At 64.7% G+C, this 15,632-nt stretch carries 17 protein-coding genes; 12 read left to right on the top strand and 5 right to left on the bottom strand.

Annotated elements, in window-relative coordinates:
* Positions 1 to 10 precede the first annotated feature (10 nt).
* Together IFT60_RS20360 and IFT60_RS20355 are read right to left on the bottom strand one after the other, a co-directional pair.
* Positions 11 to 934 carry an OmpA family protein gene (locus IFT60_RS20360; protein WP_192055036.1) on the bottom strand — a complete coding sequence of 308 codons (924 nt, stop codon included), beginning with the start codon at positions 932 to 934 and terminating at the stop codon, positions 11 to 13.
* 97 nt (positions 935 to 1,031) lie between these two features.
* Complete coding sequence (locus IFT60_RS20355; protein ID WP_229511046.1) at positions 1,032 to 1,412, bottom strand: DUF4398 domain-containing protein; 381 nt, start codon at positions 1,410 to 1,412, stop codon at positions 1,032 to 1,034.
* 205 nt (positions 1,413 to 1,617) lie between these two features.
* On the opposite strand from IFT60_RS20355, the gene IFT60_RS20350 reads away from it, so the two are divergent.
* The 3 genes from IFT60_RS20350 (at position 1,618) to IFT60_RS20340 (ending at position 4,378) form a co-directional block, all read left to right on the top strand.
* Positions 1,618 to 3,681, top strand: coding sequence for an AsmA family protein (locus IFT60_RS20350; RefSeq protein ID WP_192055034.1), 2,064 nt, complete (start codon positions 1,618 to 1,620; stop codon positions 3,679 to 3,681).
* Between the two features lie 139 nt (positions 3,682 to 3,820).
* A complete protein-coding gene (locus tag IFT60_RS20345) occupies positions 3,821 to 4,135 on the top strand; it encodes a BON domain-containing protein (protein ID WP_192055031.1) in 315 nt (104 codons plus the stop codon).
* A gap of 21 nt (positions 4,136 to 4,156) precedes the next feature.
* The gene (locus IFT60_RS20340; RefSeq protein ID WP_192055028.1) at positions 4,157 to 4,378 is read left to right on the top strand and encodes a YMGG-like glycine zipper-containing protein; all 222 of its coding nucleotides are present in this window, start codon (positions 4,157 to 4,159) and stop codon (positions 4,376 to 4,378) included.
* A 182-nt stretch (positions 4,379 to 4,560) separates the two neighbouring features.
* Here IFT60_RS20340 and IFT60_RS20335 read toward each other — a convergent pair whose 3' ends face one another.
* Positions 4,561 to 5,292, bottom strand: a complete 732-nt coding sequence (locus IFT60_RS20335; RefSeq protein ID WP_192055026.1) for a Crp/Fnr family transcriptional regulator — start codon at positions 5,290 to 5,292, stop codon at positions 4,561 to 4,563.
* Positions 5,293 to 5,521: 229 nt separating this feature from the next.
* Here IFT60_RS20335 and IFT60_RS20330 point away from each other — a divergent pair, with 229 nt between their 5' ends.
* The 7 genes from IFT60_RS20330 to cls all read left to right on the top strand — a co-directional run bounded on the left by IFT60_RS20330 (position 5,522) and on the right by cls (position 12,253).
* On the top strand, positions 5,522 to 6,292 hold the full coding sequence (locus tag IFT60_RS20330; RefSeq protein WP_192055024.1) for a glycine zipper 2TM domain-containing protein: 771 nt from the start codon (positions 5,522 to 5,524) through the stop codon (positions 6,290 to 6,292).
* 224 nt (positions 6,293 to 6,516) lie between these two features.
* Positions 6,517 to 6,789, top strand: coding sequence for a hypothetical protein (locus tag IFT60_RS20325; protein ID WP_192055021.1), 273 nt, complete (start codon positions 6,517 to 6,519; stop codon positions 6,787 to 6,789).
* 91 nt (positions 6,790 to 6,880) lie between these two features.
* The gene (locus IFT60_RS20320; RefSeq protein ID WP_192055019.1) at positions 6,881 to 7,027 is read left to right on the top strand and encodes a lmo0937 family membrane protein; all 147 of its coding nucleotides are present in this window, start codon (positions 6,881 to 6,883) and stop codon (positions 7,025 to 7,027) included.
* A gap of 169 nt (positions 7,028 to 7,196) precedes the next feature.
* Entirely contained in the window at positions 7,197 to 7,865 is a 669-nt protein-coding gene (locus IFT60_RS20315) for a YiaD family glycine zipper/OmpA-like lipoprotein (RefSeq protein ID WP_192055017.1), read from the top strand.
* Between the two features lie 194 nt (positions 7,866 to 8,059).
* Positions 8,060 to 8,521 carry a hypothetical protein gene (locus IFT60_RS20310; RefSeq protein WP_192055014.1) on the top strand — a complete coding sequence of 154 codons (462 nt, stop codon included), beginning with the start codon at positions 8,060 to 8,062 and terminating at the stop codon, positions 8,519 to 8,521.
* Between the two features lie 204 nt (positions 8,522 to 8,725).
* Complete coding sequence (locus tag IFT60_RS20305) at positions 8,726 to 10,864, top strand: site-specific recombinase (protein WP_192055012.1); 2,139 nt, start codon at positions 8,726 to 8,728, stop codon at positions 10,862 to 10,864.
* Positions 10,865 to 12,253, top strand: a complete 1,389-nt coding sequence (gene cls, locus IFT60_RS20300) for a cardiolipin synthase (RefSeq protein ID WP_192055010.1) — start codon at positions 10,865 to 10,867, stop codon at positions 12,251 to 12,253.
* A gap of 217 nt (positions 12,254 to 12,470) precedes the next feature.
* Here cls and IFT60_RS20295 read toward each other — a convergent pair whose 3' ends face one another.
* Positions 12,471 to 13,307, bottom strand: a complete 837-nt coding sequence (locus IFT60_RS20295; protein WP_192055007.1) for a metallophosphoesterase family protein — start codon at positions 13,305 to 13,307, stop codon at positions 12,471 to 12,473.
* Between the two features lie 23 nt (positions 13,308 to 13,330).
* Positions 13,331 to 14,053 (bottom strand): phosphatase PAP2 family protein, encoded by a 723-nt coding sequence (locus tag IFT60_RS20290; RefSeq protein WP_192055004.1) that lies wholly within the window; start codon positions 14,051 to 14,053, stop codon positions 13,331 to 13,333.
* A 135-nt stretch (positions 14,054 to 14,188) separates the two neighbouring features.
* Here IFT60_RS20290 and IFT60_RS20285 point away from each other — a divergent pair, with 135 nt between their 5' ends.
* Both IFT60_RS20285 and IFT60_RS20280 read left to right on the top strand, forming a co-directional pair.
* A complete protein-coding gene (locus IFT60_RS20285) occupies positions 14,189 to 14,401 on the top strand; it encodes a hypothetical protein (RefSeq protein WP_192055002.1) in 213 nt (70 codons plus the stop codon).
* A 145-nt stretch (positions 14,402 to 14,546) separates the two neighbouring features.
* A complete protein-coding gene (locus IFT60_RS20280) occupies positions 14,547 to 15,554 on the top strand; it encodes a sulfate ABC transporter substrate-binding protein (protein ID WP_192054999.1) in 1,008 nt (335 codons plus the stop codon).
* Positions 15,555 to 15,632: the final 78 nt, after the last annotated feature.

The raw sequence follows: 15,632 nt of genomic DNA, 5'->3' as shown, positions 1-15,632 counted from the left end.
GCTTGGTAAATCAGCGCGAAGCTGTGCGCGCCGGGATCGGCGCATTGTCGTTCGACAGCACGATCTCGACGCGGCGGTTCAGCTGGCGGTTCGGCGCCGTATCGTTGGCGGCCACCGGGAAGGCTTCGCCATAGGCCTTCATGGCGATCCGTTCGCGCGGCACGCCCATGCTGCCCAGGGCCGTCGCCACCGCGTTGGCGCGGCGCTGCGACAGGTCCTGGTTGTAGCTCGAGCTGCCGGTGCTGTCGGTAAAGCCTTCGACCAGCACAGAGCGCTCCGGGTTCTGCGCCATGACATCGGCCAGCTTGCGCAGGGTCGACATGCCGTTCGGGGTCAGGTTCGCCTCGTTGGTGGCGAACAGCACGTCGCCGATGGTGACGACCATGCCGCGCTCGGTCTTGGTGGCATGCAGTTCGACCAGCAGCGCTTCCAGCTTGGCGGCGCGCTCGGCGATCATGCGGGTCTGGTCCTGGGCCATCGCCGCCTGCTGCTGGGCGGTTGCCGCCTGCTGCTGGGCGGCGGCTGCCGCGGCCTGGGCTTCGGCGGCCTGGCGTTTGGCGCGCTCGGCTTCGGCGGTGCGCGCCTCCAGAGTGATTTCGGTGCGCTGGCGCGCGGCGTCGGCGATGTTCGCCTCGGCCGCCTTGGCGCGCGCCACTTCCTGGGCGGTGGCGATCTTCTGCTTGGCCACGTAGGCCAGGCGGTCGATGTCTTCCAGACTTTCTTTCTTGGCGGCAGCCGTGTTGGCGGCATTCAGCGCATCGCTGGCCTGCCTGAATTCCAGCGGCGCGTAACTCGCCACTTGCGGATTGTTATTGGCGGCGACGAAATCGGCGCGGGCCTGGTCCAGCTGCGGCGTCGTGGTCGGCGTGGTGCTGCAGGCGGCCAGCAGGATGGCGCTGGCAAGGACGGCCGGCTTCAGGAAGCGTGGTGTCATGGTTTTTTCCCCTTCATGCATGGCGCCGGTGGCGCGTTTGCGTTCTCGTGAAAATCGTTTATCTGCTGCAATGAATGGCCACAGTGCGTGGCCGAACTTACTGGCTGTTTGCGCGGTCGACTTCCTGGCGCAGCACGCGCAGGTCTTCGTTGAGCGCGTTCGAGGCGGCGGTGGCCTTGGCCGAGGCGGCCTTGCTCTGCGCCAGTTGCGCGTCGGCCTGGGCCTGCATCGCCAGTTCGCGCGCCAGCTTGTAGTCCTTGGCGGCAAGTGCTTCGTTGGCGCGCATCATCTTGGCGCGTGCCGCGGTGATCTCGGCCGGAGCCAGGTCGGCGGCGCCAGCCTGCACTGCGTTCTCGACGGCGTTGCGCGAGACGGCGACGTCAGCCGTGGCCGGTGCCTTCTGGCTGGCGCAGGCGCCCAGCGCCAGCACGGCGGCGACTGCCGCCACGCGGCCCAGCTGGTGCATCGAACGATTCATGTCCATGTGGATCTCCTGTGAATGTAAGCAACTTGTTAACGTTATAAGCATAATACCGGCCTAGTTCGGTACGCTGCCGCACATAGATTGCGTATCGAGAAGATTGCCGCTCTGCTCATCCGCCGCACCGTGCGACACCGCACATTGATGACCCTCCCCTTTGCGCTAAGCTGGCCGCAAGATCGATACCCAACGAAGGATCGTCATGCCCGATACCACCACTCAACAGAATGCCGGCCACAAGCACGCCGGCAAGAAGAAGAAAATCCTGCTTGGCCTCTTGGTCACGCTGATTGCCATCCCGATCATCGCCATCATCTTTATCCTGACCTTCGACTGGAACAAGGCCAGGCCCTGGCTGAATGCGAAGGTGAGCGAGGCGATCGAGCGCCCATTCGCGATTCGCGGCAACCTCGCGGTGGAATGGGAAGTCCCGGCCAAGCGCATGCGCAAGGAAGAGCGCCACCTGCGCGACTGGCTGCCCTGGCCGCACCTGATCGCCAACGACGTGAACGTCGGCAATCCGGCGAACATGAAGCAGATGGACATGGCGCGCGTGCGCCAGTTCTCGTTCTCGCTCAATCCGCTAGGCCTGCTGCAGCACCGGATCGGCATCCCTGTGCTGCGCTTCGATTCGCCCTATGTCGAGCTGCAGCGCACCGACGCTACCCACTACAACTGGGCCTACAAGAAGAAGGAAGAGGAATCGAAGTGGGAGCTCGACCTCGAACGCGTGGTGCTGACCGATGGCGTGATCCGCGTCGTCGACGCCGTCACCAAGGCCGACGTCACGGCCAACGTGCGCACACTCGACAACGACACCAAGTACGGCGTCGGCTTCAAAGTGACCGGCACCTATAATGGCGCCGAAGTCACCGGCGGCGGCAAGGTCGGCCAAGTGCTGTCGCTGAAGGACCAGAATGTTCCGTATCCGGTGCAGGCCGACATGCGCAGCGGCCCGAGCCGGATCGCGATCGAAGGTACCGTCACCAGCCCGGCCAAGCTGAAAGCGGTCGACCTGCAGCTGGAACTGGCCGGACGCAGCATGGCGCGCCTGTACAACTTCACCGGCATCACGCTGCCGGAAACGCCTGCCTTTTCCACTTCGGGCCGCCTGAAGGGCGAGCTCGACCGCGAGTACGGCCGCTGGACCTACGACGATTTCAAGGGCAAGGTCGGCTCGAGCGACATCGGCGGCAAGCTCGTGTATGAAGGCGGCAAGCCGCGCGGCAAGCTGTCGGGCAACGTGGCCACGCGCCTACTGCTGTTCTCCGACCTTGGTCCGCTGATCGGCGGCGATTCGAACGAGAGCAAGAAAGCGCGCGGCGTCGACGCCGTGCAGCCGGGCGGCAAGGTGCTGCCGGTCGAAGAGTTCCGCACCGAGCGCTGGAAGGCGATCGATGCCGACGTGCGCTACACGGCCGAGAAGATCCGGCGCGACAAGACGCTGCCGATCAACAAGCTGTCGACCCACCTGATCATGAAGGATGGCGTGATCACGCTTGCCCCGCTCGACTTCGGCGTGGCCGGTGGCACGCTGCGCTCGACCATCCGCCTCGACGGCAGCGGCGCGAAAGGCAACACGATCGCGGCCACCGCCAAGGTCAGCGCGCGCCACATCCAGCTCAAGCAACTGTTCCCGACCATCGAACAGATGCAGGCGACCGTCGGCCAGGTCAATGGCGACGCCCAGCTGTCGGCCACCGGCACCTCGGTTGCCGCCCTGCTCGGTTCGTCGAACGGCGAAGTCAAGGCGCTGGTCAACCAGGGCACGATCAACAAGATGCTGCTCGAAATGATGGGCCTGAACGTCGGCAACATCGTCCTCACCAAGCTGTTCGGCGACAAGCCGGTGCAACTCAATTGCCTGGCCGCCGACTTCGACGTCAACAAGGGCGTGATGCAATCGCAGGTACTGGTGCTCGACACCGCCGAGGCGATCGTGCGCGTCAACGGCAACGTCAACCTGGCCAACGAGCAGATGGACTTGACGATCCGTCCCGAAACGAAAGCGCTGCGCCTGTTCACGCTGCGCGCCCCGCTGTACGTGCGCGGCCCGTTCAGCAAACCCGACGTGTCGGTCGACAAGGGCGTGCTGGCACTCAAGGCAGGCGGCGCGGCCGTGCTGGCCGCCGCCGCGGCACCGGTCGCCGCACTGATCCCGCTGATCAATACGGGACCCGGCGAGAGCAGCGAATGCGGCCGCCTGGTGGCGCTGGCCAAGGAAAAGCCGACCGCACCGGCGCCGGGCAAGGCCAAGACGCGTTGAGCATGCGCTGCGAAGAAGGCACGCAGATGCGCACTGATGAGTAAAGCTGGCCCTGTGTGTGTTGTCGAACAGACTCTACTCCACGGCGGATTTACTCTGCGTGCATCGCTGACACAGGAACACGGCATCAAGGAAACGCATGACGCATTGGAAACCGGCCCTGGCCTTGCTGGCGGCCCTGATGTTCGGGGCACCGCTCGCAGGCTGCGGCGGCAGCGGCGCCCTGCTGGCGCCAGTCGTGGCGGTGGACGATACCACCATCACGGCCGGCGTCAAGGAAGCCATCGCCCGCAGCACGGAGCTGGTGGCGGCGGACATCGATGTCGCAACCCGCGAAGGCATTGTCCAGCTGAGCGGCTATGTCGGCTCGGCGGAAAACGTGGCAACCGCAGCATCGGTTGCGCGCACAGTAAAGGGCGTGAAATCGGTCAGGAATGACCTGCGCTTGAAATAACCCCCACCCAAGGAGATTAGTATGAAAAACATCAAACACCTGGCAGTTGTCGCTACCCTCGCCACCCTGACCCTGGGCCTGACCGGTTGCTCCGGCATGTCGACCCAGGACCGCAACACCGCGATCGGCGCCGGCGCTGGCGCCGTGGTCGGTGGCGTCCTGACGGGCGGAAGCGCTGTGGGCACGGTCGGCGGCGCAGCTGTCGGCGGCGTCATCGGCAACCAGACCGGCAAGACCAACTAAGTTTTATCCCTGCAGTACCCAGGCAAACACACACGAAACGCCCCGCTTGTGCTCTGCGCAAGCGGGGCGTGACGTTTGTGGGATTGGTTTTAGCCGGGACTGGGAGGAATTGGATCCCGCCCGGAACGGCAGCGTACTGTAGGGTGGGCTCTCGAGCCCACCCTACAGTAAGTCAAGCAAACCTATACGAACGCGCTCGACAAGGCGCCCGCCCCCGCATCCTTGACGATCTCGTAGCAGGTGCACGAGGCCGCCGCCAGCCCTTCGGCGTCGAGGATCTCGATATTGCCGCGGCTGTAGATGATCAATCCCTGCTGCTGCAGCGCGCTGGCCGCCTTGGTGACGCCGACGCGGCGCACACCCAGCGCGTGCGCCAGGAACTCGTGGGTGAGGTGGAATTTATCGGACTGCAGGCGGTCGCGCGTGATCAGGAGCGAACGCGCCAGGCGCGCCTCGAGCACGTGGAAGCGGCTGCAGACGGCGATCTGGATCGCCTGCGCCAGCAAGGCGTCGGTGTAGCGGTACAGCACCCGCTGCAGGGCGGCATTGCGCGCGAATTCGGCGCGGAAGGCGGCGCTGTCCATGCGGCTGGCGCTGCCGGGGCGCTGCACCACGGCGCGCACCTGGGCCGTCTCGTGGCCGAGGGCGACGGTGGCGCCCAGCATGCCTTCGCGCCCGACCAGGCCGACCTCGAGCGTCATGCGCCCGCCGGCCACGCCCAGCAGCGAGATCAGGCAGTCATGGGGAAAATAGATATGGCGGACCGGTTTGCCGGCCTCGCCCAGCACCTCGCCGGCCTCGACATGGACCTGGTCGAGCATCGGCATTACCTGGGCAAGCTCCTGCGGCGGGAGCGCGGCCAGCAACAAGTTGGCATTGTGCTCGGCGACGTCGGGAGAAGCAGCAAAGTTCATCGAACCCTCGCGGTGAAATAGGAAGTCCGGACGCGCCCGGCAGGTGCAAGGCCGCGTGACGGATACATTTGCAAACAATTTGGATCAGGTTAAATGCTCTGATAGGGGGTGTATGTTCGGTGACGCACGGAATACCTTGTTGTTCCTAGGGACAATCTTTACATCGGCCGGCGCCCTGCCCGCCGGAGCGAAACGCACCTGACTTTTCGCAACCTTTGGAGAGCAAGCCATGAACAACATCCCACCTCCACCGGCCCGCGCCCAGCACCATCCCCTACTCCTGGTCGCCGCCCTTGCCGTCGTGCTGTTCTGCCTGGTCGGCACGGCCGCGATCATGGGCTGGATTCCGTCGTCGATCGGCGGCAATTCCAACCGCCAGCTGAACGAGGCCGAGCGCGCCGCACTGGCGTCGAGCCTGCCGCCCGCAAGCCAGGCCGTGCCGCCGGCGGCGGCCCTGGCGATGGCGCCGCCTGCCGCCGCGTATGCGCCGCCAACCACTGCCTATGCCCCTGCCCCGGCCGCCGCCCCCACCCAGCAACTGGCGCAGGGGTATGCTGCGGCGCCTGTGCAGGCCTATGCCCCGGAACCTGAACCCGAACCGGCGCCGGCCCCGCGCGCAACCGCCAAACCGAAGCCGGTGCAAGTCGCTGCAGCCGAACCGAAATGGTGCGGCAACTGCGGCAACGTGGAATCGGTACGCGCGATCAAGCAGCGTGCCCAGGGCAGCGGCCTGGGCGCGGCCGGCGGCGCCGTCATCGGCGGCTTGCTGGGCAACCAGATCGGCGGCGGCCACGGACGCCAGCTGGCAACGGTGGCCGGCGCGGTTGGCGGCGCCGTGGTCGGCAACCAGGTCGAAGGCAACATGAAGGCAAGCACCAGCTACGAGATCCGGGTGCGCCTGGACGACGGCAGCCTGCGTACCTTCCACCAGTCGAGCCAGCCGAAATGGCGCAGCGGCGACCGCGTGCGCATCGTCAAGGGCCGCTTGCGCGCCGCCTGATCCGAATCTGCCCGCCCGAAAGCCCGGCCGTCCACCAGGACCGCCGGGCTTTTTCCATTGGCTGAGTCGATCGGACCCTCTACACCGTCTCTTGATAATTTCCCATAGGAAATGTGCGACACCGCACGGAATTACTGCTGAGCTACCCCGAGAATGGATGAGCGCCAAAGAAGCGCATACACGTCGTCACTGCTTATTCCAACTTCGTAAAAAAGGGGAGCAACATGAACAGCCTTGCATGGATCGGCATCATCGTCTGGGGCCTCGTCCTTACCGGTTTCGGGCTCGTATCGGCCACGCCACCGCTCGAACAGGCTGCAAACGGGCTGGCGGCGCACGACGTCATCTTCCTCGTCAGCGGCGGCTTGCTTACCTGCCTGATCGGCCTCGTCGGCCTGCTCGGCTTCATGGGCTGGATACCGGGGCTACAAAGCGCAGGCCTGCAAAGCGCCGGCCTGCAAAGCAGCTTGCAAGAAAAACAAAAATATCGCGCATAATGTACGCCACCGAACGGTTTTGTTGAGCACGGAGCGCGATACTGGATTCACGGCGCCACCACGGCGCAAACCCCCAGTGAGGAGACTCATCATGCTCTATACCATTGCCATTTTTCTCGTCGTCTTGTGGCTGCTCGGCCTGGTCACCTCGTACACGATCGGCGGCTTCATCCACATCCTGCTCGTCGTCGCCGTCATCATGATCCTGGTGCGCCTGATCAGCGGTCGAGGCATATAGCACGCCGCATGCGGTACCATATTGGTTGTACCAGGTCGTACGCGGCGCTAAGCTACGTATTACCAGGTACCCACCAAGCACCACCCGAAGTAGATTGACCAATCCGTTTCGTGGTCGTGCCCCTTGGGCGCGCCTACGAAACGGATTTCTTTTTTTCAAGGAGATCACCATGCAGAAGAACTTCATCAAATCCACCGCCGTCGCCACCATCCTCGCCCTGGGCGTCGCCGGCTGCGCCGACATGAGCGCTACCCAGCGCGGCACCGCTACCGGCGCCGGCGCCGGTGCGGCCCTGGGCGCCCTGATCGGCGGCACGACCAGCGGCGGCGGCTCCGGCCGTACCGCCAGGGGCGCCGTCCTCGGCGCCGCGGCGGGCGCCGTGGTCGGCAACATCTGGTCGAACCGGATGGAGAAGCAGAAGCAGGCCATGGAACAGGCTACGCGCGGCACCGGCGTCGAAGTGACCCAGACCGCCGACAACCGCCTGAAGCTGCAGATCCCGAGCGATATCTCGTTCGATACCGGCCGTTCGGACATCAAGCCGAACTTCCAGCCGGTGCTCGAGCGCTTCGCCACCACGCTCAACGAGAACCCGGCGACGAACGTCGTCATCATCGGCCACACCGACGCCACCGGCAACCCGGGCATCAACCAGCCGCTGTCGGTCGACCGCGCCGCCCGCACCCGCGACTACCTGGCAGGCCGCGGCGTCAATCCGGCCCGCATCACGATCGAAGGCCGTGGCGAACGCGAACCGATCGCTTCGAACACCGACAACAGCGGCCGCGCACGTAACCGCCGCGTCGAGATCTATGTTGCCGAGCCAGGCCGCGGCTGATCCAGTAGATTAATTTTGCTAATGGAACGGTCCAATGCATAAGTAAAACTTACGCATCGCCTGCGAAAGCCGCGCGGTGTATGCCGGGCGGCTTTTTTGCGTCCGGCTCAGGTGCGTTCGACCCTGCGCAAGGCCGGCGCGCCACGATGGCGGGATAGTGTTGCTTCATCTCAGCAACATTTCCTCTCGCCATCATGCCCGACACCCACACTCCCCCTGCGTTCGATGCCGTCGACGAGGCGCCTGCGCTGTGGCGCCCGTCGGCCGTCGCGGCCTGGAGTCTGGTGTTCACGCCGGTGTTCGGGTCCTGGCTGCTGATGCACAACTGGCGCGTGCTGGGCCAGGCGCGGGCCGCACGTACGGCGCGGCGCTGGCTGCTGGCGAGCATGGCGGTGCTGGGAGTGGAATTGTTCGCCACCGCCGTCAACGACCGCGTCAACGGCAGCACGCCGCTGGCGCAGCTGATCGGGCTGGCCTGGCTCGGCCTGTGGCTGCTGGCTGCGGCGGCGCCCCAGTGGCACCTGGTGCGGCGCCGCTTCGGGCGCCGCTATGCGCGGCGCGGCTGGAACGGGGCGCTGGGCCTGGCGGCCGTGTGCGGCTTCCTGTGCTGGACGGCAGGGTTCGTGCTGACCAGTTTGCTGCTGGCGTTTACCTAAACCAACCACTGCCCGCTTGACATACATGTAAGGTGGGCGGGGGACCCGCCCACCTTACGGGTCTGACGCTATTTCCTCCTGAAATTGAGGCTGCCAACGACGCAGCCTTCTCCGCCACATCCTCATCTCCCGCTGTGTACGCTGCCGAACCATTCCCGGCGGCCCCAGCGCGTACACTGTCAGCTACGAGGAAACGGAAATTGTATGCTTGACATTCTTGAACGCATCGACCCACACAGCGACCGCATCGACTTGCTGGTCGAACTGGTCGATGGCATACGGCCGCGCCGACGCCATCTTGGCCATGCGCGCGCGGCCGTGCGCACGCTGACGCAACTGTTGAAGGGGAACCCGGCGCAAGCCTGGGCGCTGCGCAGCTACCTCGTCACCCTGCTGGAAAATCGCCGCCACACGAGCCTGTACAGCGACATCGGCATCCTGTCGAACGACGGCTTCTTCACCGAACTCATGCGCCGCATCGCCTGGCGCCTGCTGCCGCCCGCGCTCGACGACCTCTACCTGTCCGATGCGCTCGACCAGGTGTTGTACGCCGAAGAAGACCACCGCTGGATCCGTTCGGTGCCCGATGCCGACTGGCTGGCCCTGTTCGACGTCGTCGCCGATGCCCCGCCGCCGAACGACGCCACCCCGGACCGGGCGCGTCTGGTGACGACCATGGGCATGCTCGACGCCATCCGCACCCTGTCCTGCCGCGTCTGCGCGCTGGGCCTGGAGCCGCGCCTGGTGCACAGCTACAGCGAGATCGAGGATTTCGATTCGCCTTTCCTGATGCAGAACATCGAGGTCAACACCTACCTCGATGACTACAGCCGTTACCTCGAGGGCAGCCTGGCGCGCCCGGAAGACCCGCGCCACCTCCTGGTGATGCTCGACCAGTGCGAGGAGGTCGTCGCCAAGATCCGCCGCAGCGCGCGCACCTTCGGCACCAGCGTCGCCCTGACCTATGTGCTGGTGGCCATCGGCCAAAGCATCGGCCGGCTGCGCAAGCTGCTGTTCCTGGTCGACGTCAGCGAGTCGGCCGTCGGTTCGGCTCCGGAAGCGGCGCCGGAGCTGTTGGCCGCCCCGCAGGAGCTCTTCGCCGGTCCGCCGTCCAGCAGCCGCGCCCTGGTGACCACGCCGCCGCCCGCCGAACAGCCGCTGAGCGCGCAGCGCGCCGCGGCCCTCGCCCTGGCCCAGGAACTGGTCGAAGCGCACAACACCAAGTACCGGGTGATCGGCCTGTTCCGCGACAACATCCACCTGCTGGCGCGCAACGTCACCGAAAACGCCAGCCGCACCGGCGAGCACTACATCGCCGAGAGCCGGGCCCAACTGCGCCACATGTTCAAGGCCGCGGCCGGCGCCGGCTTCATCGTCGGCTTCATGGCGATGTTCAAGATTCTTCTGGGCTACCTGCGCGCCGCGCCACTGGTCGAAGCCTTCCTGTTCAGCATGAACTATTCGCTCGGCTTCATGCTCGTCCACATGCTGCAATGGACCATCGCCACCAAGCAGCCGGCGATGACGGCCCAGCGCATCGCCGCCGGCCTGCACACGCCGGACGGGCGCAGCATCGATTTCGACCGCATGGCCGAACTCGTCAACAAGGTGTTCCGCACCCAGATCGTGGCCGTGCTCGGCAACGTGGTGGTCGCCTTTCCGACCGCACTCTTGATCGCCATTGCTTACCAGCAGGTGAAGGGCCACCACCTGGTCTCGCCCGACAAGGCCTATCACCTGCTGCACGACATCGACCCGTTCGGCACGCCGGCCCTGTTCTATGCGGCCGTCGCCGGGGTCTGGCTGTTCGTCGCCGGGCTGATTTCCGGCTACTACGACAACAAGGCCCTGTACACGCGCATGGGCCAGCGCGTGCGTCAGCTGCGCTGGCTGGGCAACCTGTTCGGGGTCGAACGGCGCGACCGGCTGTCGCGCTACGTCGAGGACAATCTCGGCGGCCTGATGGGTAACTTCTTCTTCGGCATCCTGCTCGGCACCACCGGCACCGTCGGTTTCCTGCTCGGCCTGCCGCTCGACATCCGCCACGTGACCTTCTCGACGGCGAACTTCGCCACCGCCCTGGTCGGGCTGGATTACCAGATGAATTTCCCGATGGTGCTCAATGCCGTGCTCGGCGTGGCGCTGATCGGCGCGGTCAACCTGCTGGTCAGCTTCAACCTGGCGCTGTGGGTGGCGCTGCGCGCCCGCAACATCGTTTTCACCCGCAGCATCCTGTTGCTGCGCGCACTCGGACGGCGTTTCGCGTATGCGCCGCTCGACTTCTTCATCGGGCCAAGGGATCCCGACGTGATCGACATTCCCGAATTCCACAAGGGGAAATAAATGAACAAGCAACGCATCAAATGGTGCCTCGCCGCGCTGGCACTGATCGGGGTGATGGCATCCTGCCGCACCCTGCCCGACGCCAACACGCTGCCCGACACGCCGGTCAAGACCAACCCGACGGTCGAGAATGCGCGCGGCACACTGTCGAAGGGGCAGACCGCGGCGCTGCTGCAGCGTCGCTGGGCGAATGCGACCGGCGACCTGAAGGCGCTGGCGGTGCTCGAGGAACAGGCGACCGGTGTGCCCCTGATCGCCGGCAACCAGGTGCAATTGCTGTTCGACGGCCCGGCGACGATGCGCGAAATGATGGCGGCGGCGCGCAATGCCACCACGTCCATCAACCTGGAAACCTATATCTTCGACCAGGACCCGATCGGCCTGCAGTTCGCTGAACTGCTGATGGAAAAGCGGCGCGAGGGCGTGGCCGTCAACGTCATGTACGACAGCGTCGGCACCCTCGGCACGCCGCAGGCTTTTTTCGATCGCATGCGCGCGGCCGGCATCAGCATGGTGGCGTTCAATCCGGTGAACCCGGCCAAGGCCAAGGGCAACTGGTCGATCAACAACCGCGACCACCGCAAACTGATGGTGGTCGACGGCCGCATCGCCTTTACTGGCGGCATCAACATCAGCGCCGACTATGCCAACAGCTCGCTGTTCCGCTCGCGCCGCAAGCCGGACAATGTCGACAAGGACAAGGTCGGCTGGCGCGACACCCACGTCAAGATCGAGGGTCCCGCCGTGGCGACGCTCCAATGGGCCTTCGTGAATGCCTGGGTGCGCCAGGAAGGCGGCGAACTCTCGCAGCGCGACTACTTTCCGCGCCTGGCGCCCGCCGGCGACAAGTTCGTGCGCGTGCTGGCCACCGCGCCAGACGGCCACTCGGAAATCTACAAGTCGCTGATGGTCGCGATCAACGAAGCCAAGCGATCGGTGCACATCACCTCGGCGTATTTCGTGCCCGACCAGCAGATCGTCGATGCATTGATTGCCGCGGCCAAGCGCGGCGTTGACGTCAAGCTGGTGCTGCCGGGCGTGTCCGATCATGGCTTGGTGATGTACGCCGGCCAGGCCTTCTATGAACAGCTGCTGGCCGGCGGCGTGCGCATCTTCCAGCTGCAGGTCGCGGTGCTGCATGCCAAGACGGCGGTGATCGACGGCGCCTGGTCGACCATCGGCTCGGCGAACATCGACCGGCGCAGCTTCATCCACAACTATGAGCTGAACGTAGTGGTGATCGATCCGGCCTTCGGGCGCGACATGGAGAGCGCCTTTGACGAAGACTTGCGCAGCTCGAAGGAAGTCACGCTGGAGCAGTGGCGCGACCGGCCGTGGGCGGACCGGGTCAAGGAGTGGGCGTCGCGCTTGACGGAGTACTGGATCTGACGTGAACCTCGCGCCCTGTCGCAGGGGCGTGAATCCTGCGGTCCGTAGGGTGGGCTCTGCCCACGCGGTCGTACCGTGGCATACCGCGCCGACTGACAACATCGGCGTGCGTCTGCCGTGGGGTATTAAATGCGTTTCGAGGTGTCGCCGTGGTACCGCGTGGGCGGAGCCCACCCTACCTATAACAATGATCGAACATTGCGACCGGGCGTGACCGTTACAACCCCGCTGCCAGCATCCCCTCCACCGCCGGCGCCCACACATTCCCGCTGCGCAAAAACTTCTCGGTGAGGATGACCCGGAACGTATTGGTCAATGCATCCCACCCATAACGGTCGACCTCGACCCGCTCGTGCTCGACGCGCAGCAGGTTAAACGAATTGACCTCCCCCCTGCCCCGTGTCGAGGTCGCCGTACCGGCCTGCACCACCAGCGCCGCGTAGGCGTCGATCTGGTAGCGCGAGGCCGTGCTGGCCGCGTGGCTGACGTGCATGTGCCCGGCCAGCAGCACGTCGACGCCGCATTCGGCGAATACTTCCATCGCCATCGGCGCGCGGTTGACCAGGTCCTGTTCCTCGAAGGTGGTTGGCAGGTCGAACGGGTGGTGGGTGACGACGATGCGGGTGATGTTGGGATCGAGCCCGGCCAGCTGTTCGCGGATCTTGGCCACTTGCTCCTTGTTGACGCGCCCATCCTTGATCGTCAGCGAACGCGCCGTGTTCACCCCGACCACGGCAACCTCGTCGTCGACGTAGATCGGGTCGAGGTCGTCGGTAATGTAGCGTTTGTAGCGGTCGAGCGGCTTGGCGAAGCGGCGGAACACGTTGTACAGGGAAATGTCGTGGTTGCCGGGCACGACGATCTGCGGCCCGGGCAAGGTGTCGAGGAAGGCGCGTGCCGCTTCGAACTCTTCGCTGCGGGCGCGCTGGGTCAGGTCGCCGGAAATGACGACCACGCTCGGCGCGATCGAATGGATCAGCTCGCGCAATGGCTCCAGCAGGGTCTGGTCGACACGCCCGAAATGCAGGTCGGACAGGTGGATTAGGGTTCGCATCAGGGTTCCTCGGTGATCAGTATTCAGTTCGTCGCGCGCCCGCGCTGGCGCCGCCGCAAGGTAGCCACGCCGGTGACGCAGATCGCCAGCCAGGCGCAGCCTTCGGCCATTCCCGCCAGCACGTCGGACAGGTAATGGGCGCCGAGATACAGGCGCGAGCCGGCCACCAGCAGCACCATCGCACAGGCAGCCAGCACGATCGCCGCACGCGCCTGCCAGCTGCGCGCGTGGCGCGTCAGGTAGCAGGCAAGCACGCCGTACAGCAAGGTCGCGGCAACCGTGTGGCCGCTCGGGAAACTGTAGGTGGTGAGCGTCAGGATCGGCTCGTCGAAATGCGGGCGCGCACGCTCGAAGGTATGCTTCATGGCCACGTTCAGCAGCATTCCGCCCGGCACCGCCGCGAGCAGGGTCAGCATCCAATGGCGCGCATCGCGCCGGACCAGCCACCAGCCGGCCAGCGCGGTCAGGCTCAATACGCCGGGCGTGCTGTGCAGATGGGTAATGCCCAGCAGGAAGCTGCGCAGGACGTCGCTGTCGTGGGCATGGGCGTGCAGCCAGGCCGCCAGTCGCAGGTCGAGCTCGGTGATCGGGGCGCCGTTGACCACGGCGCCGGCGATGCGCGCGAAGCCGGCCATCGCCAGCAGCAGCGCCAGGATGCCCAGGGTCAGGTGCAGGCCAAAGGCTTCCTGCGGCGAAAAACGGGCGGCGGCGAAGTGCTGCAGGCGGGTGGTCAAGGACTTTGTCATGAAGCGATGCTGCGATGGCAAAAATACTACAGTTAGAAAATTTTACTGTGCTTATGTACAGTAACTGTGGATTTATACAGTGGTTATGCTATTCTGTTTTCACTGACCAACATAATTCAAACAAAGGAAACGTCAATGACCACTCTGAACAACTCTTTCGGCCTGGAATACGCTCCTGCACCTTTTCTTATGCGCATCGGACAACGTGAAATCCTGCTTACCCGCGACTTCCGCAAACGCTTCTACCCGATCAACCCGATCATGGAATGCGATACCGGCGTCGAACCCGGCCATGTCGAAGTGCTGCTGTTCGGCCGCTGGCTGCTGATCCTGTCGAAATCGCGATAAGCGCGTACCGGCACATTGTCCGTTCACGCTGCCAATGTGCCAACACTGAAATTCGCATAACCATAGCTGAAATCATTCGTTTTCTTCCAATGCGTGCAGACCTACCCTAGCGGTAACCGTGTCTCAACTCATCTGAAAGAAACGTATGTTCAAAAAAATCGCTTCCTCGCTGCTTGCCGTTGCACTGCTTTCCCAGTCCGCTGCGTTTGCGGCTGACGTGACCCTGCTCAACGTGTCCTACGACCCGACGCGCGAGCTGTACCAGGACTTCGACGCGGCGTTTGCCAAGCACTGGAAAGCCAAGACCGGCGACAACGTCACCGTGCGCCAGTCGCATGGCGGCTCGGGCAAGCAGGCGCGCGCGGTGATCGACGGCCTCTCGGCCGACGTCGTCACCCTGGCGTTGGCGTATGACATCGATGCTATCAGTGAACGCGGCCTTATCGCGCACAACTGGCAAGACCGTCTGAAGAACCGCAGCGCCCCTTACACCTCGACCATCGTGTTTCTGGTGCGCAAAGGCAATCCAAAAGGCATCAAGGACTGGGGCGACCTGGTGAAGCCGGGCGTGTCCGTCATCACCCCGAACCCGAAGACCTCGGGCGGCGCGCGCTGGAACCACCTTGCGGCCTGGGGCTATGCGCTGCGCCAGCCGGGCGGCAACGAAGCCTCGGCACGCGACTTCATCAACAAGCTGTACAAGAACGTGCCGGTGCTCGACTCGGGCGCGCGCGGCGCCACCACCACCTTCGTCGAACGCGGCATCGGCGACGTGCTGCTGGCCTGGGAAAACGAGGCCCTGCTGGCCCTGCGCGAACTCGGTCCGGGCAAGTTCGAGATCGTGGCCCCATCGGTCAGCATCCTGGCCGAGCCGCCGGTGGCCGTGGTCGACAAGGTCGCCGACAAGCGCGGCACCCGTCCGGTCGCCCAGGCTTACCTGGAATACCTGTACAGCGACGAAGGCCAGGACATCATCGCCAAGAACTACTATCGCCCATCGGTCGAGAAGTTTTCGCGCAAGTACGCTACCCAGTTCCCGAACATCAAGTTGTTCACGCTCGACCAGGTTGCCGGCAACTGGACCAACGCCCAGAAAGCCCACTTTGCCGATGGCGGTGTGTTCGACCAGGTTTATCAACCCGGCAAAAAATGACTTGAAATCCATGAGATGGCCACGACTGTGTTGAATTGATAAGTCGCGGCCTGCATGCCCTGCATGCGTACCAATGCG

The organism is Massilia sp. CFBP 13721 (assembly GCF_014842025.1).
Lineage (GTDB): Bacteria > Pseudomonadota > Gammaproteobacteria > Burkholderiales > Burkholderiaceae_D > Telluria.
Note: the sequence above shows the minus strand (reverse complement) of the source record. Positions and strands in the feature narration are given on the sequence as shown.